The sequence below is a fragment of the Terracoccus sp. 273MFTsu3.1 genome, from assembly GCF_000383675.1.
GTDB lineage: Bacteria > Actinomycetota > Actinomycetes > Actinomycetales > Dermatophilaceae > Terrabacter.
Genome location: NZ_KB911820.1, coordinates 970,274 through 988,199 on the forward strand (window position 1 = coordinate 970,274; position 17,926 = coordinate 988,199).

At 73.0% G+C, this 17,926-nt stretch carries 18 protein-coding genes; 8 read left to right on the plus strand and 10 right to left on the minus strand.

All coding sequences use genetic code 11. From position 1 onward, the window contains the following. The first annotated feature begins 53 nt into the window (after positions 1-53). From H283_RS24060 to H283_RS28045, 6 genes are read left to right on the plus strand one after another with little or no spacing between them, the layout of a single operon-like run. Positions 54-1,157, plus strand: coding sequence for a glycosyltransferase (locus tag H283_RS24060; protein ID WP_196805904.1), 1,104 nt, complete (start codon positions 54-56; stop codon positions 1,155-1,157). Next, positions 1,139-1,576 (plus strand): hypothetical protein, encoded by a 438-nt coding sequence (locus H283_RS0104890; RefSeq protein WP_020142399.1) that lies wholly within the window; start codon positions 1,139-1,141, stop codon positions 1,574-1,576. The genes H283_RS24060 and H283_RS0104890 overlap by 19 nt, the downstream gene beginning before the upstream one ends. Next, positions 1,573-2,577, plus strand: a complete 1,005-nt coding sequence (locus H283_RS0104895) for a phosphotransferase family protein (protein ID WP_020142400.1) — start codon at positions 1,573-1,575, stop codon at positions 2,575-2,577. Before H283_RS0104890 ends, H283_RS0104895 begins: the two co-directional genes overlap by 4 nt. Next, complete coding sequence (locus H283_RS0104900; RefSeq protein WP_020142401.1) at positions 2,574-5,354, plus strand: O-antigen ligase family protein; 2,781 nt, start codon at positions 2,574-2,576, stop codon at positions 5,352-5,354. The genes H283_RS0104895 and H283_RS0104900 overlap by 4 nt, the downstream gene beginning before the upstream one ends. Next, positions 5,344-6,354 carry a hypothetical protein gene (locus H283_RS28040; RefSeq protein ID WP_196805905.1) on the plus strand — a complete coding sequence of 337 codons (1,011 nt, stop codon included), beginning with the start codon at positions 5,344-5,346 and terminating at the stop codon, positions 6,352-6,354. Before H283_RS0104900 ends, H283_RS28040 begins: the two co-directional genes overlap by 11 nt. Continuing rightward, entirely contained in the window at positions 6,351-6,995 is a 645-nt protein-coding gene (locus H283_RS28045) for a sugar transferase (protein ID WP_051103547.1), read from the plus strand. Before H283_RS28040 ends, H283_RS28045 begins: the two co-directional genes overlap by 4 nt. A gap of 42 nt (positions 6,996-7,037) precedes the next feature. Here H283_RS28045 and H283_RS0104915 read toward each other — a convergent pair whose 3' ends face one another. From H283_RS0104915 to H283_RS0104930, 4 genes are all read right to left on the minus strand, one after another. Further along, positions 7,038-8,627, minus strand: coding sequence for a Rieske 2Fe-2S domain-containing protein (locus tag H283_RS0104915; RefSeq protein ID WP_020142404.1), 1,590 nt, complete (start codon positions 8,625-8,627; stop codon positions 7,038-7,040). Between the two features lie 77 nt (positions 8,628-8,704). Then, positions 8,705-9,151: a hypothetical protein gene (locus tag H283_RS0104920; protein ID WP_020142405.1), complete on the minus strand. Its 447-nt coding sequence runs from the start codon at positions 9,149-9,151 to the stop codon at positions 8,705-8,707. Then, positions 9,148-10,608 (minus strand): right-handed parallel beta-helix repeat-containing protein, encoded by a 1,461-nt coding sequence (locus H283_RS0104925; RefSeq protein WP_020142406.1) that lies wholly within the window; start codon positions 10,606-10,608, stop codon positions 9,148-9,150. Before H283_RS0104925 ends, H283_RS0104920 begins: the two co-directional genes overlap by 4 nt. A 153-nt stretch (positions 10,609-10,761) precedes the next feature. After that, positions 10,762-11,556 (minus strand): maleylpyruvate isomerase N-terminal domain-containing protein, encoded by a 795-nt coding sequence (locus H283_RS0104930; protein ID WP_020142407.1) that lies wholly within the window; start codon positions 11,554-11,556, stop codon positions 10,762-10,764. A gap of 252 nt (positions 11,557-11,808) precedes the next feature. Here H283_RS0104930 and pyrE point away from each other — a divergent pair, with 252 nt between their 5' ends. Beyond that, on the plus strand, positions 11,809-12,372 hold the full coding sequence (pyrE, locus tag H283_RS0104935; protein WP_020142408.1) for an orotate phosphoribosyltransferase: 564 nt from the start codon (positions 11,809-11,811) through the stop codon (positions 12,370-12,372). Here pyrE and H283_RS24065 read toward each other — a convergent pair. Further along, entirely contained in the window at positions 12,336-13,016 is a 681-nt protein-coding gene (locus H283_RS24065) for a hypothetical protein (RefSeq protein WP_020142409.1), read from the minus strand. The genes pyrE and H283_RS24065 overlap by 37 nt on opposite strands. Beyond that, a complete protein-coding gene (locus H283_RS0104945) occupies positions 13,013-13,306 on the minus strand; it encodes a DUF1905 domain-containing protein (RefSeq protein ID WP_020142410.1) in 294 nt (97 codons plus the stop codon). Before H283_RS0104945 ends, H283_RS24065 begins: the two co-directional genes overlap by 4 nt. Positions 13,307-13,449: 143 nt before the next feature. Here H283_RS0104945 and H283_RS24070 point away from each other — a divergent pair, with 143 nt between their 5' ends. Further along, positions 13,450-14,190, plus strand: coding sequence for a LemA family protein (locus tag H283_RS24070; RefSeq protein ID WP_020142411.1), 741 nt, complete (start codon positions 13,450-13,452; stop codon positions 14,188-14,190). A 19-nt stretch (positions 14,191-14,209) separates the two neighbouring features. Here the strand turns inward: H283_RS24070 and H283_RS0104955 are convergent, their stop codons facing one another. From H283_RS0104955 to H283_RS0104970, 4 genes are all read right to left on the minus strand, one after another. After that, positions 14,210-15,160, minus strand: coding sequence for a TIGR03086 family metal-binding protein (locus tag H283_RS0104955; protein ID WP_020142412.1), 951 nt, complete (start codon positions 15,158-15,160; stop codon positions 14,210-14,212). An 86-nt stretch (positions 15,161-15,246) separates the two neighbouring features. After that, complete coding sequence (locus H283_RS0104960) at positions 15,247-15,975, minus strand: DedA family protein (protein WP_020142413.1); 729 nt, start codon at positions 15,973-15,975, stop codon at positions 15,247-15,249. Between the two features lie 295 nt (positions 15,976-16,270). Further along, entirely contained in the window at positions 16,271-16,897 is a 627-nt protein-coding gene (locus H283_RS0104965; RefSeq protein WP_020142414.1) for a hypothetical protein, read from the minus strand. Further along, positions 16,894-17,808, minus strand: a complete 915-nt coding sequence (locus H283_RS0104970; RefSeq protein ID WP_043647950.1) for an SPFH domain-containing protein — start codon at positions 17,806-17,808, stop codon at positions 16,894-16,896. Before H283_RS0104970 ends, H283_RS0104965 begins: the two co-directional genes overlap by 4 nt. Positions 17,809-17,926: the final 118 nt, after the last annotated feature.

The window sequence follows — 17,926 nt, forward strand, 5'->3', positions numbered from 1 at the left end:
ACATCATCACGCGGTGCGTTGCAGGCGCCGGAGGTGTTGCGGTGCGTGGCGCGGTGAGCCTGCCCCCGGACCTCTACCGGAGCACGCTCATCGTCGGGTCTGGGGACATCCTGCTCGACACCGCTCGCGCCCACGGGGTCGAGGTCGTCGTCGTGCCCGAGCTGGTGTCCCCGATCAGCCCGATGCAGGACGCCCGAGCCCTGAGGTCGCTCGACAGGCTCGTCCGGGCCGGGGAGTTCGACGTCGTCCACACGCACAGCGCCAAGGCCGGCGTACTCGGTCGCGTCGCCGCCGCCAGGGCGGGGGTGCCGCGCGTGGTGCACACCATGCACGGGTTCCCTTGGCACGACTTCCAGTCCGCCGCAGTGCGTCAGGCCTACATTCGCACCGAGCGTCGACTGTCGCACGTCACCGACATCTACCTCGCGGTCGGCACGGGCGTCGCGGTCGAGGCCCTGCGCCGCCGGGTCGCGAGGCCCGAGCAGCTCGTCACGATCGGACCAGCCGTGGAGCCGGCGTCGGTCACCCTGTCTCCGGCCTCACGCGCCCGCGCCCGGGCGCTCCTGGGACTGCGCCAGGACGCGACCGTCGTCGGCACGGTGGGCCGGATGGACTTCCAGAAGGCACCCGAGGTCATGCTCGAGGCGTTGACCCGGATGACCGTCCCCGCCACGCTCGTCTGGGTGGGTGGCGGCCCCCTCCTCGAGGAGACGGCCCGCCGGGCGCGCAGCCTGGGGATCGAGGACCGGGTGCTGCTGCTGGGCAACCGGGACGACGTGGCCCGGCTCCTCCCCGCCTTCGACGTCTTCGCGATGTCGAGCCGCTACGAGGGCCTCCCGTGCGCCATCGTCGAGGCCCAGGGGTGCGGTGTGCCGGTGGTGGCGACATCGGTCAACGCCGTCTCCGACGTCGTCGTGCCCGGAGTGACCGGTCTGCTCGTCGCGCCCCAGAACCCGGGCGAGCTCGCCCGGGCGGTCGACCACGCGTTGACGCACCCGCTGCAGGCCGCCGCGTGGGCGGACCGGGCCATGGCGCAGCTCGGCGCCCGCTACGACGCGAGCACGCTGGGCACCACCCTCTGTGAGGTCTACACGCCGGAACCGGCCGCCGGCCGCCCGCATCCGGCAACGGTCGCCCGATGGGACCGGGCCTCGTGACCGCCGTCGACGCCGCCCTCGCCCTGCTCGTGCCCCCGGGGACCCCGGTGGTCGTCGTGCCCGGCACCGGGTCGGCGGCGCGGACCGCAGTTCCGCAGGTCTCCTCGGGTGACCAGCTCGTCCTGCTCACGGACCGCCGTCTCGGTGCCCGCCGTCTCCGACACCTTGCGCGGGAGGCAGGTCTCGTCGTCGACCGAGAGCTGGTCGTGCTGCCCAACCTGCGCGCGGCCGCGTTCGTCGTCGAGGATGCGGTCGAGAGCATGAGCTGGTTCTGGAACGCGTTCGCGACCGTGCCTCCCGGGCTCTCGAGAGGCTCCCTGATCGTCAGCGCCCTGACCCGCGCCGGTCGCCCTCGCCCGGTCGTCCGCTGGGTCGGCCGTCTCGTGCCCGGGCGCATGGTCATCGGCCACCGCCCATGACCACCTTCGCCGGCGCGGCATCCGCCCCCGACCTCGTCCTCGTCGGTGACGTCCTTCGGCAGCACCTGGGGCCGCGTGACGTCCGGCTCGCGGTCGTGGCCATGTCGCGCGATGACAACCCCAAGGCGGTCGTCATCGCGACCCCGGTCGGGGCCCGTGGGCCGGCCCTCGCCGTGAAGGTCGCGCTGACGCCGGCTGCCGTCGAGTCGGTGCGCACCGAGGCGGCGGGGCTCGAGCGGGTGCGCGACCTCGACCCGGGCCTCGTCGACGGCACCGTCCCGGGTCTCGTCGCCGTGCACGAGGCCTCGGGCTGCACCCTCCTCGTCACCACGGTGGCGCCGGGCCGCCCGCTCTCCGTGGACTACCACCGGTGGCACCACTGCGCGCGCCCGCGCGCCGTGGGCGCCGACTTCGACGCGGCGAGTGCCTGGCTCACCCGGCTCCACCCGGTCGTGGTCCCCCCTGCGCCCGAGCCGGACGTCGGCGACGCGCTGCTCGCCCGCTGGCCCGGCGACGGGATCGCCGAGATGGCCGCAGAGGTGTGTCGTCGCGCGCGGGAGCGCCTCGGCGAGCTGGACGCGGCACACGTCGTGCACGGCGACTTCTGGTGCGGCAACATCCTGCGCTCGGGTCCGCGCGTCACCGGCGTCGTCGACTGGGAGCACGTCCGCTTCGGTGCCGCCCCGCTCTGGGACCGCGTCCGGTTCGCGTTGGCCTACACGCTCTACCTCGACCGGCACACCGCAGCTGGCGCCCGCGTGCACGGCCACGGCGACCTGAGGGCGGGGGCTTGGGGTGACCCCGTGCGCCACCTGCTGGCCGGACGGGGTTGGTACGCCGAGCGCGTGGCCACGTTCATCGCCCCGGGGCTGGGGCCGGGTCCCTCGACCACGACGTGGCGTGACGCGCTCCTCGTCGGTCTCGGTGAGGTCGCGGCGAGCAGTGACCAGCCCGAGTTCGCCCGGGCACACGTGCGGCTGCTCGCGGAGGTGCGGTCATGACCACGGCCCCGACGAGAACGACGGACACCGCCGACCCCGCCGACACCGCCGACACCGCGGCCACCGCTGACCCTGCGGCCACCGCGCACAGCAGCACGGCCCGGAGGTCGCCGGAGCGTCGCCGTGAGGTGACGCCGGCATCCCCGTCCCTACGCCGTCTCATCGCGGTCGCCATCGCCTGCATGCCCGTCCTCGTGCCCTCCGGGCCCGGCAACACGTCTCCCGCCGACCTGCCGATCGTGCTCGCGGTCGTCGGCATCGTGCTGTGGCTGTCGCGCAACCGTGCGCGCCTGCACGTGCCGTACGCCGCGGGCATGTGGCTGATGATGGTGGCCGGCGCCGTCGCGGCGCTCGCCAACCAGCACCTGGGTTCGATCGCTGTGCTCGGCCAGGACCTCTTCCTGCTCGTCTGGGCCGGCGCCATCGCCTGCGCGGTGCGTGCGGACCGGTCGCTCGTGCGCCTCGTGTGCGTCACGTGGTGCTGGAGCGGGATCGTCTGCGCGGGGTTGCTCGTCGTCGGTCGCCTCGGCAACCTTCCGTGGCTCGCCGGCCAGACCGCCCGCGACGGCTCGCGCTCCGCCCTGACCTTCGGCGACCCCAACCTGGCGGGCAACTACTTCGTCGCCTCCCTCTTCCTCCTCCTCGCCTTCCGCTACCCCCGGCGCCGCATCCTCCGGGGCGGGGCCGTGCTCCTCGTCGTCGCGGCGGTCGTCTTCACGGGCTCCAACGGCGCCATGCTCGGGATGGTGGCCGGTGTCGGTGCGGGCGTCGTCGTCGGTGTCTGGCGCTCCCGCGGTGCAGCACTCGCCATCGTGCTCATCGCGGTGCTCACCGTGGGTGGAGGGCTTCTCGTCACGTCGGTCGACTGGGGATCCCTGCAGGCCCAGGCAGCCTCGGGTGGGCCGATCCTGCACGACTCGTTCGGCCGAGGGGACTCCTCCAGCCAGGACCGGCAGGTCCTGTTCGCCGAGACGACACGGCTCTTCTGGAACGGCACCCTCGTCGGCGTGGGGCCGGGTCGGACGCAGGAGGTCCTCGCCTCGATCCCCGCCCCCTACGTCAAGGAGGCGCACAACGACTACACGGCGACGCTGGTCGAGCTCGGGGCGGTCGGCGGCCTCGGCCTCGTGGTGCTGCTCGCCTCGGTGGCGGTCCGGCTCGCGAGTGTCTCGACGACGCGCGGACGCGCGACGCGGGTGCCGCTCTCCGGGAGGCTCCTTCCCGCCCCGCACTGGCTCGTCGCCATCGGCGTCTCGTTCGTCATGGCGGGCCTGTTCTACGAGGTTCTCCACTTCCGTCACCTCTGGGCCTTCCTGGGTCTGCTCGCCGGGCTGGACCTGCTCCGGAGCGAGGGCGCTCGCGCGGCGTCGGTGCCAGATGCCCCGGGCGCTCCGGGCGCCCGGGCGCAGGTCGGACCGACCGACGTCCCTCCGCCGCGCCCGCCGCAGCCCGCTGTCGCAGCGGGGCGGGGCCTCGGTAGGGCCTCCCGGCCCGCCGACCGGGAACCGCCCTCCGGGAGGCGTCGTCCGCGCATCCCGGGGCGCGACGTCCTGGACAACATCGCCGCCCGTCTCGTCGCCGTGGTCGCGCTGGGGGTGGGAACGATCATCGTGGCCCGCGTCGGGGGCGCCGAGGACGTGGGTGTCCTCGCCCTGCTGCGCGTCGTCCCTGGTCTCGTCGGGGTCGTGGCGGCCTGTGGGCTGGCCGGAGCCATGGGCTACTTCCTCGCGGGCCCCCACTCCGACGACCCGCGGCTGTGGCCGACGATCATCGCCCTCCTCGCCGGGGGAGTGCTGCTCGGCACCGGGGCCTGGCTGCTGCTCCTGCCCCTCATCCCGTCGAGCCTCTTCGGCACGACGAGCACGCTGGTCATGGTCCTGGCAGGGGTCAGCGTCGGCACCCAGCTGCCCCTGGGAGTGGCGAAGTCGAGCCTGCAGGGGCTGGGCGACCGGCACGGTTCCAACGTGGTCACCGCCGCGGAGGAGGTGGCCTTCCTCCCCGCCTTCGGCATCGCCTATCTCGTCGGCCTGCGTGGGCCGCTCCTGCTCGTGGTCGTGCTCATCGTCGCGGACGTCGTCGTGGCCGGTGGGGGCTGGGTGCGCCTCGTGCGCGAGGTGCACCGCAGAGGCTCGCGGATGACGGGACGTCCCGATCGCAGGCTGGCCCGAAGCATCGTGTCCTTCGGGCTGCTGGGCCAGGTCGGGGGTCTGGTGAACCTGCTCAACCTCCGCCTCGACTTCCTCGTCCTCGGTGCGCTGGCAGGTCCGGCACCCTTGGGCGTCTACGCGGTCGCCTCGAAGTTCGCGGAGCTCGCCAGGCTGCCGGCCCTCGCCGTCACCTGGGTCAGCTACCCGCGCATGGCACGGATGGGCCCGGCGGTGTCCGCGAGGGTGGCGCGCCGACAGCTTCCGCGGTTGGCGGGTCTGGGGGTCGTCAGTGCACTCGTGCTGGCCTTGGCCGCCAGACCTCTCCTGCCCGCGTTCTACGGGTCCGAGTTCCTCGCCTCCGTGCTACCGGCCGTGATCATCGCCGTGGGCCTGGTCGCCTCACCAGCCGGCGGTCTGGCGAGCGGCTACCTGCTCGGCACGCGCCGTCCGGGCACCAACTCGGTCCTGCAGACCGCGGGCCTCGTGACGACCCTCGTGCTCGACCTGGTGCTCATCCCGCCGTTCGGTCTGCTCGGGGCAGCGGTGGCGAGTGCGCTCGCGTACCTCGTCACCGACCTCACGACGATCTTCGTCGTCGGTCGCCTCACGCGGAGGACCCATGCGACGTAGGCGCACCGTCGTGGCGCTCGCGCTCGCCTCACTGCTCGTCGGCGGGTGCAGCTCCCCGACGCCCGGAGCCACCTCGCCGTCAGCAGGCCTCGAGGGGGCGCGGTCGATGACGGACGGCAGGTACGCGCTGCTCGTCGCGGACCTGCACCACCGAGGCACCGGCGTCTGGATCGAGTCCGACTTCGTCAAGGCCTACCTGGACGGACCATCGCGCTACCACCAGGTGCTCGAGGCCGCTCTGGCGCTCGCCCGACGTCCCGGGGTGTCCGGCATCAAGGTCGCCGACGAGCTCGGGTACCACGACGGCACCGACCCCGAACAGGCCTTGGCGGTGGTGCGAGCAGCCGTTCGGGACATCCACACGGCGTCCCCGACGACGAAGGTGCTCATCGACGTCGTCGTCCCCGAGCTGGGATGCCTGTCGTGGACCCCGACGTCGACGCCTGCCATGCGGATGTGCGGGGCGAACGCGCAGAGCTCGAGCCCGGGGGCGAGCGTCGGAGCCGTGGACGGATACGTGGCCGCGGGCGTCGACGTCATCGACCTCAGCACGGGCCTGCAGGACGACGGCTGGTACGACGAGCAGGGAACCTCGCGCGACGAGGCGATGCGCCAGTGCTGGCGCGAGGCCGTACGCCGGTGGGGCACCCGGGTGACCCTCCAGGCGCGCAAGGCGCTGGCCCACCCCGGTGCGTACGCCGGCGACGCCGCGCGGGCCGAGGCCGACGTGCACACCTACGTGGACATCCCCCTCGCCGAGGGTGCGAGAGCGGTCGACATCTGGACCTGGGCGCAGCACTACCGGGGCCAGCTCGTCACCCTTGCCGACCCGGGGGACGTCCCGAACGCGCTGACCAGGGCGCTCGAGCAGAGGCGGAAGAAGGGAGCGCAGCTGTGGACACACATGACGCCCTCGGCCTACGTGGTGGACCGGGGACACGACGTCCGCGCGGTGACGAGCCAGTTCGACGTCGTCTTCGTGGCGGCCGGAACCGGCTGAGCACAGCCGAGGCCGCTCGGGTCAGCTCCGCTCGTCGGGCGCTCGACGTCGTGGTCGCCGCGGTGGCCCTCGTGCTGAGCGCGCCGCTCGTCATGGTGGCGGCCGTCGCGATCCGCACGACGAGCCCGGGGCCCGTGCTGTTCCGTCAGGAGCGGGTCGGCGCGGGCGGGCGACCCTTCACCATCCTCAAGCTGCGCACCATGACCTCGGGTGGCGAGGGCCTCGACATCACGTTGGGGCGCGACCCTCGCGTCACGAGGGTCGGGGCCGTGCTCAGACGCACCTCGCTCGACGAGCTGCCGCAGCTGCTCAACGTCCTTCGCGGCGAGATGACCCTCGTCGGCCCCAGGCCCGAGACGGTCGCGCTGGCGCGCCGCTACCCGTCGGCGTGCCGCTGGGTGCTCGAGGCCACCCCGGGACTGACCGGCCCCGCGCAGATCAGGATGCGCGACTCACGCGTGCTCGAGCCACCGCTCGCCGCCGTCCCTTCGGGCCCGGCCCCGGACCCCGAGACGTGGTACCTGGAGCACGTCGTCCCGCGCCGGGTGGACCTCGACGCCGGCTACCTCTGCGCTCCGTCGCTGCCGCGCACGGTGGCCGTGCTCATCGAGACCGCGGTCTACCTGCTCCACCCCCAGTGAGGCGCCCCCGACGGCGCGACCACCCGCCCGCCGGACCGCTCGTCAGCGACCGGACGCCAGCGGTGCCGGCGCCGGGCTCACCCGGAGCGGGTCGCACCTGGCGTTGAGGCACGTACCGGTCTCGAGGTCGAACTCGAAGTTGTGCCCGAGGCACCGGAGCCTCCCGTCGCGGACGACGCCGCCGTACTGGAGGTCCTCGCCGGCGTGGGGGCAGTAGCGGCTCACGACGTAGTCCGTCCGCCCGTCGGAGAGCACGACCGTCTCGGCAGGGTCGCGGCTCGTCTCGTACCCCTCGACGGCCTCGAGGGCGTCCCGGTCCGCGTGCTTGAGCAGGCCGACGAGGTAGTCGTTGTAGACGTCGGGGTCCCGGCTGGCGCGGATGCGCAGCGAGAGGAAGAGGTCCTCCCACCGGACGCGACCCGTGAGCACCGCGTCGAGCCACCGGGCCTCGACCGTGAGGTGGTAGCCGGGCGTCCCGCCGGCGGGGGTCAGGTCCACCTCCGTGGTCTCGGGTCCGAGGCGCACGTCCCACGTCCCGCCCGCCCGGCCGAGGACCTCGAACCGCACCGTCATGCCGATCCTCTGCAGGAAGTAGTCGGACAGCGCTCCGAGGGCGAGGAAGTGGTCGCGGAAGCGCTCGCCCAGCCGGCTCTCCGGAGGCGGGTCCGGCAGCTCTGCGTAGACCGCGGCGATCTCGTCGGCGCGCCGGCCGGCATACGCCGTCAGGTACTCGGAGGTGTCGTCGAAGGAGAAGTCCGCCCACGTCGGGTCGCGCTCGACGTCACCGGAGCCGACGTGGAGGCGGTCGCCGGGCAGCAGGTAGAGCGAGGTCTGGCCCGGGAGCCGGTCGCGCAGGAACGCGAGCGCCTGGGCCTGGTCGGGGAAGATGCCGGGAGGCTGCACCGCGGCGTTGTGGTGCGCGAGGGCGGGGTCGAGGAAGGCGGGTGGGCCGGCATACGGCATGACGATCTTCGGCGGCGCCGACCGCAGCAGGCGCGTCACCGCACGGAACTTGCCCAGGCGCTTCTCGGAGCTGATCCGCTCGACGACCTCGGGTGGGTAGTCGTAGCAGATGGGGTGCCAGGAGGCCCCGGACATCTGCACGCCCATGACGTCGAGGGGACGTCCGGACTCCTCAGCGGCCCGGCGGAGCTGGCTGACGCTGAGGCGCGCGTCGTTGGTGTGCAGCACGGCGTGCCCGTCGACGTGGACGAGGATCGCGGCGTCGTGGCACATCGGGCTCAGCTCGGGGATGACGGTGACCCAGTCGCCACGGTCGTTCAGGGCCAGCCGCTCCCACGCGTCGAGCTCGATGACGACGTTGCGGATGCCGGCTCCGGCGATGCGGTTGCGCATCTCCCTCGAGGGGTAGCGCGGGATGACGAGACGCGTCGACGGCGAGAGGCCTTGCAGCAGTGGCAGATCCAGGTGGTCGAGGTGCTCGTGCGAGATGGCGACCCAGTCGGCGTCGAGCATCCGCGGCGTCCGCACGTGGGCGTTGTCGGGGAACGGGAACCAGGACCCGAGGAACGCGCCGCGTGGCGACATCCACGGGTCGCACAGCATCCGCACGCCGGGTGCGTCGATGCGCAGACCGGCGTGGCCGAGGGAGGTGACGAGTGGTCCGTTCATGCCTCGACGATCCGCCCCCGCGCCTGCTGTGCACACCCGCGTGGGCCCGACCCGCGTCTACGTCGTTTGACGGAGCCTCAGTGCCCGCACAGCCGGCGCAGGGCGGTCAGGTCGGCGCGAACCGCCGCGGCGATGTCGGCGTGGCGGTCGGTGGCCGGTCGGGCCACACTCAGGCGGTAGGCGGCCAGGTCGTCGGCGAGGTTCTGCACGGACTCGCGGGCGTCGTCCGAGGCCGCCGTCCGCGCGAGGCCCCTGGCCCGGGAGAGCACGGTGTCGACCCCGGTACGGACGGCCGCCGCGGGCACGCCGTGCGCTGACGCGGTCGTCGTCGTGGCCGCCGCGACGAGCGACCCGATGACGGCGCAGTCACCGGCCGCCGACTGGGACGCGGCGCTCGGCGCGGCCGGGGAGCCGCCGCGTGTCGCGCCGCTGAGGACGAAGGCCGATCCGAGCGCGACGACGATCGTCAGCGCGACGCCGAGCAGGAGCTGCCAGCGGTGTGTGGAGGTCGTCGACGCGCTCATGATGTCGCCCTGCTCGGTGTCGGAGGTTGGTACTCGAAGGCGCCGCGGTCGTCGTAGGAGCGCACGCCGACCCCGCTGTCAGGGGTGCTCGGGTCGTCGACCCGAGGTCGGCCGGCAGCATCGAGCGCCGGCTGGCCCGGCGCGTTCGAGTCGGCCGAGTCGATCGCCGGCGACCCTGCGCGGAGGCTGAAGTCGGCCTGCGCGGGGCTGGTCCAGCGCGGGTCGGCCTGCCGTCCGTGCGACTCCTGTCCGCTCGCCGACTGGAAGGCGGCGAGGGAGGTGTAGGACGTCGATCCCCACACCATCATCGTGCCGCTGACGCTGAGGTTCACGAGGTCGTAGTCGAGTCTCGTGCCGAGCTGCGACGTCGCGTCGACGCGGATGTCACCTCTCGTCCGGGGGCACTTCACCGTGCCGCCCGCGCCGTTGGGGCACGACGCGGCGTTGTCGACGGAGATGTTGTCGGCGAACGTGAACCCGCTCGGGGTGCCCGATGCCACCCCTTCGAGGTTGATGCCGGCCGACACGTTGTCGTAGACGGTGTTGCCGACGACGGAGCTGCCGGTGACGCCGAAGTCGTCGATGCCGTGGTCGCCGGTGATGCACCCGGCCGTGTTGCCGGTGGGCGGGGCGCTGCAGTTGGTCAGGGGCGTGGTCGTGAAGCCCTTGTTGTGGTAGCTGACGTTGTCGACGATCGTGTTGCGGTCGCCGCCCGGGTAGGACTGGATGCCCGAGTCCTCGTTGTCGTGGACGCGGTTCCCGCTCACGAGGTTGCCGGGCGCCCGCAGGTCGATGCCGACCGCGTTGCGCACGTAGCCGTACGCGTTCCACGAGCTCTCGTTGCCGGTGATCTGGTTGCCGGTCGAGCCGTTCGTCAGGTAGATCCCGGAGGCCGAGTTGTCGGTGACGAGGTTGCCGGTGACGACCGACCCGGTCATCGAGTTGAGGTACATGCCGTATGCCGTGGCGCCCTCCACGGGGCTGCCTGACCCCCGCGCCGTGTTGTTCGACAGCCGGACGCCGGTCGCGTTGAAGACGTAGAACGCGTTGCTCGTGGTGTCCCGGACGGTGAAGCCCGACACGGTGATCCAGCTCTGGTTGGAGATCGTGAACCCGTGCTTCGCCCCTGCGATGGTCACGACGGCCCCCGCGGCCGGCTGGAAGGTGATGGGGGAGCCGGAGGTGCCCGAGTGCCAGGGGAACACCTCGTCGGTGTACGTCCCCGATGAGACGAGAACCGTCTGGCCCGCGACGGCGACCTTCGCGGCCTTGGCGATGGTGCAGAACGGCACCGCGGCGGTGCCCGAACCGGTGTCCGAGCAGCCGCCGCCGCCCACGTAGAGGTAGGCGGCGGCGCCTGCCGCGGCCCCGACGGAGCTGACCGCGAGGCCCAGGCCCGCGACGAGGGTGCTGAGGGCGAGGACGGCTCGTCGAGCGGGGGTGTGCGGGGGGGCCATGACTCGTCCATCCCTTCTTGCGGATGCCTGATCCTCCAGTCTGTCGACCGGCTCGCACGATCACCCCGAGCGAAAGGAGGAGGACGGCATACGCCCAATGCAGGAGAGCCCAGGACGGACGACCCCGGTGCGACGGGGCGCGCCCGGGCGGCCCTACTCGGGCTCCCAGGCGACGAGCCGGTCGAACACCTCCCGGTCGCCCTCCAGCGTCAGGGAGTCCAGCGGGTGCCGGCCGTAGAGGACGAGGACGACGTCGCTCGCCGAGCCTGTCATGCGGGCGTCTGCCCGAGCCTCGCCGTCACCGGTCTCGTCGACGTGGGCCGCGTCGAGCGGGGCGTAGCGAGAGCCGTCGGCGTCGACCCACTGGCGCCAGGCGCGGCCCTCGGTCGCGACGTAGTCGACGACGGCCGGCTCGTGCGGCCACGGGCTCGTCGTCGAACAGCACGTGGACAGGAACTCCTCGACACCGTCGAGGGCCACGTCGTCGGGCAGCGGCTGGGGCGCGCCGGCCGTGAGCTGGGCGTCGTAGGCGTGCACCGCGATCTCCTGGAGCTGGTGCCGGGCGACGGCTCCGCAGGTCTGTGGCGACTGCGAGTCGCCCCACCACGTCCAGCAGCCGCGCTCGGGGCCGGCCTCGCGCAGCGACTGCACGAGCTGCCCGGTGGAGGCGGCGAGCCAGGCGTCGAGTGCCTCGGGGTCGCTCGGCACGGCCCCGTCGCCGTCGGTGGGAGCCGGGAGCTTGGAGGTCGCGTCCGGGCCGGCCGCGACCGTGGCGGCCCAGGACCGGCGCCCGGTGCCCAGGTGGTGCACGAGGTCGAGCAGCGTCCAGTCGGGACACGTCGGCACCTGCACGTCGAGCACGTCCGCCGTCGAGACGGCCGAGCGGAACGCTCGCGAGCGGTCGTCGATGAGGCGTAGCAGGTCGCTGAACCCGAGCTCACTCGTCACGCCGGATGTCTACCACCCGACCGCGCCCACCCGACAGCGCTTTTCGGGTCCAGGCGGCGCCATCTGATGCTGCACGGTCGCGCCCGGTGCGCCGTCACGGGCCACGACCGCTACCCCGGAGGGCCGTCCTGCTGAAGGCGTCCGACACGGACCGCGCGCGAGGTCTGGCCCCCGGCCGGTACGTCGGGTCGAGGTGCACCCGTGGCAGATCGGGGGCCGACCCGATCGACGTGGGCCCTACGATGGAGCCTCGTGACCGTCACTGACACCGCCGCTGCCCGTGCCCGCCTGCTCGAGATCATCCGAAGCCGCGCCATCGTGCACGGTCGCGTGACCCTCAGCTCAGGCAAGGAGGCCGACTACTACGTCGACCTGCGCCGCATCTCCCTCGACGGGGAGGCCGCGCCCCTCGTCGGGATCGTCATGCGCGAGCTGACGCGGGACCTGACATATGACGCCGTGGGTGGCCTGACGCTCGGCGCCGACCCCGTCGCGACCTCGATGCTGCACGCGGCGGCCGCCGCCGGTGAGCGCCTCGACGCCTTCGTCGTGCGCAAGGCCGGCAAGGCGCACGGCCTCCAGCAGCGCATCGAGGGGCCGTCGATCACGGGTCGACGGGTGCTCGTCGTCGAGGACACGACGACGACGGGCGCGTCGCCCCTCGCCGCCGTCGAGGCGGCCCGTGAGGACGGTGCCGAGGTCGTCGCCGTCGCCACCATCGCCGACCGCGCCACCGGGGCCGGCGACCGGATCACCGCCGAGGCCGGCGTGGAGTACCGCTACGCCTTCTCGCTCGAGGAGCTCGGGCTCGCCTGAGGCCCGCCCGGGCCCGGCCCGACGTGGACCTCGAACCCCGCCCGCAGTGCCTCGACCGACGACGGAGGCGTGATCACCGTCGCGATGCCGCCGAGGGGGCGCTCGACGGTCGCGGCGGCATACGTGTTGTCGGGCAGCCACGGCAGCAGGCCCCCGCTCGTGACGACGGCAGGACCTGACCCCAGGAGCACGTAGGTCCCGTCGGGCAGGTCGTCCCAGGCGTAGGCGTGCAGCCGGCGGGTGCGGCGGCGCGCGTCCCAGCGCTCGTCGTGGAGCAGGCGGTCGAGGCCGGGGGCCGGCAGGTGGGTCGTGCGGTGCGCCTCGGCGACGAGGTCGCGGAACCGGCTGAAGTCGGCGCGACGGCACTCGGCGCACGGCCGGTGCCCGGCCGCGAGTGCGAGCGCCTCGTCGAGGAAGAAGAGCGGCGTGTAGTGGCTCGGGTCCCACTGCCGCACACGGCGGTCGCGGAAGTCGAGCAGGCACGTGATCCACGCGCGCCCGACGTGGTGGCGCCGCACGTCCCGGGTGCCCGCGCCGTCGTGGAGGCGGCCGCGGTTGCCCATGAGGGCGCCCCGCCCGGCGGCCGCGACGACGTCCCCGAAGGGGTCGACGCGGTTGCGGGCCGGGGTGGCGGTGCCGCTCACTCGAGCACCTCGAGGACGACGTCCGCGGGGTCGCCCTCGTCGAGCCCCTCGGCCCGGCGGACCGCCTTCTTGACCGGGAGCACGTAGGCGCCCCGGCTGGAGTCGGGGAAGACGGACGTCGTCCACGACGTGGCCCCGACGGTGGCCCGGACACGCACCGACCCGAAGCCCCGCGGCGGACGCGGGACCTCACGGATGCGCGCCGACGCGTCGTCACCGACCGTCACGAAGAACCATCCCGTCTGGGACTCCCAGCGCCACAGGTCGGCCGTGAACCGGAGCGTCGTCATGCGTCCACGCTAGGGCCCGGCACCGACAGGAACCGGGGGAGCGGCGCCTGCGTCGCACCCGCGACCCGGTCCGTACGCGTGTGCCCAGCACTAGGATCGGTTCGATCGGCACTCCGACCCGCCGCCCTCTATCGGGAGAACCCATGATCATCGTCTGGATCCTGCTCGGCCTCGTCGTGCTCCTCGCCGTTGTCGGCGTCGTCATGTACAACGGCCTCATCGGCCTGCGCAACAAGGTCGAGGAGGGCTGGCGCCAGATCGACGTCGAGCTGAAGCGTCGCCACGACCTCATCCCCAACCTCGTCGAGACGGTCAAGGGCTACGCGTCGCACGAGCGCGGCACGCTCGAGGAGGTCATGCAGGCCCGGTCCGCCGCGATGTCGGGCGCGTCGACACCCGCCGCGGCGGCCCAGGCCGAGGGCCAGCTGAGCCAGGCGCTCGGTCGCCTCATGGCCGTCGCCGAGGCCTACCCCGACCTCAAGGCCAACCAGAACTTCCTCGCCCTCCAGCAGGAGCTGACGAGCACCGAGGACCGCATCGCGAGCTCCCGCCGCTACTACAACGCCCTCGTGCGCGAGCTCAACACCAAGGTCGAGTCCGTCCCCTCGAACATCGTCGCCAACATGGCGGGCGTCAAGCGCGCCGAGTACTTCGAGACCCCCGCGACCGAGGCCGTCGCCCCGAGCGTCTCCTTCGGGGGCGACAGCGCCGCCGGGGGCTCCGGCACCCCGGGGGTCTCGGCGTCGACCCAGCCCGGCGCCGTCGGCGGCTCGTCGACCCAGCCGGGTGGCGCGCCGGGCGCGCTGCCGCAGGCCCAAGCCCCGGGTGCTGCCCAGCCCGACCCGACGTCCGACTCGGCCGGCCCGGGCACGTCCGGCGCCTGACCGGAGGGTTCTCGGGGCGTCAGCCCTTGACGTACGACAGCTTCTCGCACACCTGGCCGTCGCGCAGGCGCACGACGTCGATGCCGCGCACGTGACCGGGCGAGCCGTCGGGGGCGACCCAGGAGAAGCGCCAGCGCAGCACCCCGCGGTCGCCGGCGACGAAGGACTCCTCGGCCGTGAAGAGCGGGCTGCCCGTCTCGGTGAAGAGCGACTCCCACACCGAGCGCACGTCGCCCGCTCCCTCGTGGCGTATGCCGTCCGGCGCCGGCCCCGTGGCCTCGAAGACGCAGTCGTCGGTCATGAGCGACATGATCGCGTCGACGTCGCCGCGGCCGAACGCCGCGACGAAGGCGGTGAAACCCGCGTGGTTCGGACCCCATGCGGCATCCCGTCCGAAGCGCGCGAGGAGGTCGGTCTGCGCGTCGCCACCGGACGGCATACGCGGTCCGACGGCCCCGCCGGAGCGGTAGGCCTCCTCCATGCGGTCGAACCACGTCGCCACGTCGGCGACGAGCCCCGGATCGAGCGTGCGGTCCTGCCCGATCGCCGCGGCGAGGTCCCAGCCGTGCACGAGGTGGTCGGCCACGAGCTGGCGGACGTACTCGTCCATCGACTCCTCGCCGTAGGACAGCTGCACGGTGCCGTGCGAGGGGAGCGTCTCGGCGACGGTGCCTAGCGCCTCGGTCGCGGCCGACGCCGCGGCGTCCCGGGCGTCCTCACCGAGGAGGTCGCCGTCGAGCCGGCTGCCGACGTCGGCGATGGTGCGGCCGCGCATGAGCGGTGAGGTCCAGAGGTCCTCGCCCGTCACGTGGTTCACGAGGTCCCGCACCGTCCACTCGCTGCACGGCGTCGGCAGGCCCCACTGGTCGTCGGCCACCGAGGCGACCTGCTGCGACCACCACTGCACGCTGCGGCGGTAGGCGCCGCCGAGGTCGGACCCGGTCTGCGGGGTCTCGGTCGTTGCCGCCATGACGTCCTCCCATCGCCCCTGCAGCACCAGTGTGCCCCGGGCTCGGGAGGCGCGTCAGGACATCACGTCAAGAGGTCGGGACGCGGTCAGGAGGCGCGGTCGCCGTCCGTCGCGTGGTCCGCGATGTCACCCGCCGCGTCGGCGGTCTCGACGGCGAGGGCCTTGGCCCGGCGGCGGTGCTTGACGAACTCGTAGACCATCGGCAGCAGCGACACCGCGACGACGAGCAGGATCGCGACCTCGAGCTTGTCGGTGAGCCACGGGAAGGCCTGCCCGAGGAAGTAGCCGAGGAGGGTGATCCCGGCCGCCCACAGGACGGCGCCGACGGCGCTCCACGTGAAGAAGCGGCGGCGCTCCATCCGGCTGACGCCGGCGACGACGGTGATGTAGGTGCGCACGATCGGGACGAACCGGCCGATGACGAGGGCCTTGTTGCCGTGCCGGTCGAAGAAGTCCGTCGTCTGGTCGAAGTACTTCTTCTTGAGCACCTTGCCGTCGCGCGAGTAGAGCGGTGTGCCGAGGGCACGACCGATCTCGTAGCCGACGACGTTGCCGAGGAAGGCCGCCGCGCACAGGATCACGATGGCCACGCCGAGGTTGACGTGCACCTGGCCGGTGGCGATGAACAGGCCCACCGCGAAGAGGAGGGAGTCGCCGGGCAGGATCGGGAAGAGGAGTCCGCACTCGATGAAGACGATGGCGACGGCGATCCAGAAGAAGGCCTCGCCGTACTGCTGGAGCAGGTAGGTGGGGTCCATCCACTTGGGACCGAGGGCCGGCGCGACGGCAGGCAGGACGGAGGCGAGTGCGTGCATGGGTGACAGGGTATGCCGTGTGCCCGGGAGCCCCTGAATCCGCGCTGTCAGCGCGCTGTGGGTCTCGAGCGGGTCTCGAAGGGATATCGATGGGACGACGTCCCTTCCGTCGGTGCGCGCGCGCGGTTCACGATGGACGCGGGAGCGAAGGAGGAGTGGCGGCACCTGCTGGACACTCGGGGTCGTGGGCGCTCTGGCGCACACGACGGCGGACGTGCCGTCCTCCTCCTGATCCCGTTCCGTGCCCGCGGGCGGTCGGCCGGTGGGTCGGCCGGGCGGTCAGGCGGTCAGGCGGTCAGGCGACGGGCAGGTCCGCGAGGTTCACGGCGGCCACGGCCACGGTCGCGATGGCGGCCACGACGAGCAGCAGGCGTGCCGGCCGGTAGCGGAAGCTCGACAGGACGCCCGAGAAGAAGAGTGCGACGGCGAGCAGGATGGTGTTGACGACGTACTCGTGCGCGACGTCCCCGGCGTGCAGGGCCTCCTTGCTCGAGGCGTCCGCCTTCGCCGTGGACGTGCGGTAGGGGCCGAGCTGGTCGTTGATGTAGCTCGTGTCGTCGATGAGCCTCGTCGGGGTGCCGCCCGCACGGATCTCGGCCTCCCACCGGTCGATGACCGGGAGCAGCTCCTCGCGGATGAGGGTCGCGCGGTAGAAGGCGACGAGCGGGGTGTTCTTCGCCTGCACCGCCTGGGCGTACTGCGCGATCATGCTGCTGTCGTAGCTGACCTTCTGGGTCGCCACCCCGAAGAGCCGGCTGGCCTCGACGCGCTGGTCGGTCGAGGTGCTCGTCGCGGCGCTCTGCACGCCGTTCCACTGCGAGGCCTGGTAGCCGCACCATGCCGTCCCGACCGTGGCGAGCCCGAGCACGAGCACCGTGACCATCTCGATGAGGCGGTCGACGAAGGAGTCCTCGCTCTTCATCGCGGTTCGGTGCTCGCCGGCGGCTGTTCGGACGCGGGGGCGGGCTCGCCGGCGGGGGTGTCCTCACGGACCGTGAGCCCCAGCCGGCCGGGACCGTAGCCCGGACGGCGGCGGCCCACCTGGACGCCGTCCGAACGCTGCACGAGGTCACGCCACAGGTCGGTCTCGCGGTAGCGCCAGGCCTCCTCGCGCACCGTCGTGATCTCCTGCTCGAGCCGGCCGTCGTTCTGGGCCTGGGCGATCCGGGTGGCGGCCTCGGCCTCCTCGAGGGCGAGCTCGAACGTGGCGCGCACGGTGGCCTGGATGACCTCACCCGTGCGGCCGAGGTCGACCGGACCGAGCACGAAACCGGTGACACGGAGGCCGTGCTCCTCCAGCGCCGCGGTCACGGCCTCCGCGAGCCTCGCCTCGGTGTCGGACCGGGCCCGCCCGAAGAGCGTCTCGACCGTGACGGCGGGGTCGCTCAGCGCCCGGCTGACGGCCCGGCCGCTCGCGTCCCGGACGAGTCCGTGGATGCCCTCGGGCCCGAACCGTTCGTGCACCGTGCGCAGTCGCTCGGGGATGATCGCGTAGCGCACGGTGTACGCGACGTCTGCCAGGGCCCGGTCGCCGAGGGCGCAGCTGAGGCTGGGGCCGGTGCTGTCGAGCTGCGACGCCGCCGACGAGGCGTCCTCGCCGGCCCGGTACGCCATCTCCACCGACGGGTACTCCACGACGAGCGTCTTGCGCAGCAGGGGCACCCAGTGGCGTCCGGGCGTCAGGGAGTGCTCGGTCGCCTTGCCGTTCTTGAGCACGAGTCCGAGGGCCCCGGCCGGCACCTTGATCAACGAGGCCGAGATCACGATGAACGCAACGATGCCGAGGATCGGCAGGAGGAGCACGATGAGGATCACCGTGGCTGCGGTGCTCATGACGCCCGCCGGAGGGCCGTGGCGGTGGTGGTGACCGAGCCGGTCGCCGGGGTCGTGGAACGCATGGCAGGTCTCCTGTCGCCACCGGGCCGCCCCCGGTGGGTCGTCCGGCCGTCGC

Bases quoted from the DNA above. Each gene is read 5' to 3' on its own strand.
- H283_RS0104890 (WP_020142399.1), top strand. From the start codon at position 1,139: ATGGGACCGGGCCTCGTGACCGCCGTCGACGCCGCCCTCGCCCTGCTC.
- H283_RS0104895 (WP_020142400.1), top strand. From the start codon at position 1,573: ATGACCACCTTCGCCGGCGCGGCATCCGCCCCCGACCTCGTCCTCGTC.
- H283_RS0104900 (WP_020142401.1), top strand. From the start codon at position 2,574: ATGACCACGGCCCCGACGAGAACGACGGACACCGCCGACCCCGCCGAC.
- H283_RS28040 (WP_196805905.1), top strand. From the start codon at position 5,344: ATGCGACGTAGGCGCACCGTCGTGGCGCTCGCGCTCGCCTCACTGCTC.
- H283_RS0104915 (WP_020142404.1), bottom strand. From the start codon at position 8,627: ATGAACGGACCACTCGTCACCTCCCTCGGCCACGCCGGTCTGCGCATC.
- H283_RS0104920 (WP_020142405.1), bottom strand. From the start codon at position 9,151: ATGAGCGCGTCGACGACCTCCACACACCGCTGGCAGCTCCTGCTCGGC.
- H283_RS0104925 (WP_020142406.1), bottom strand. From the start codon at position 10,608: ATGGCCCCCCCGCACACCCCCGCTCGACGAGCCGTCCTCGCCCTCAGC.
- H283_RS0104945 (WP_020142410.1), bottom strand. From the start codon at position 13,306: ATGACGACGCTCCGGTTCACGGCCGACCTGTGGCGCTGGGAGTCCCAG.
- H283_RS24070 (WP_020142411.1), top strand. From the start codon at position 13,450: ATGATCATCGTCTGGATCCTGCTCGGCCTCGTCGTGCTCCTCGCCGTT.
- H283_RS0104955 (WP_020142412.1), bottom strand. From the start codon at position 15,160: ATGGCGGCAACGACCGAGACCCCGCAGACCGGGTCCGACCTCGGCGGC.
- H283_RS0104960 (WP_020142413.1), bottom strand. From the start codon at position 15,975: ATGCACGCACTCGCCTCCGTCCTGCCTGCCGTCGCGCCGGCCCTCGGT.
- H283_RS0104965 (WP_020142414.1), bottom strand. From the start codon at position 16,897: ATGAAGAGCGAGGACTCCTTCGTCGACCGCCTCATCGAGATGGTCACG.
- H283_RS0104970 (WP_043647950.1), bottom strand. From the start codon at position 17,808: ATGAGCACCGCAGCCACGGTGATCCTCATCGTGCTCCTCCTGCCGATC.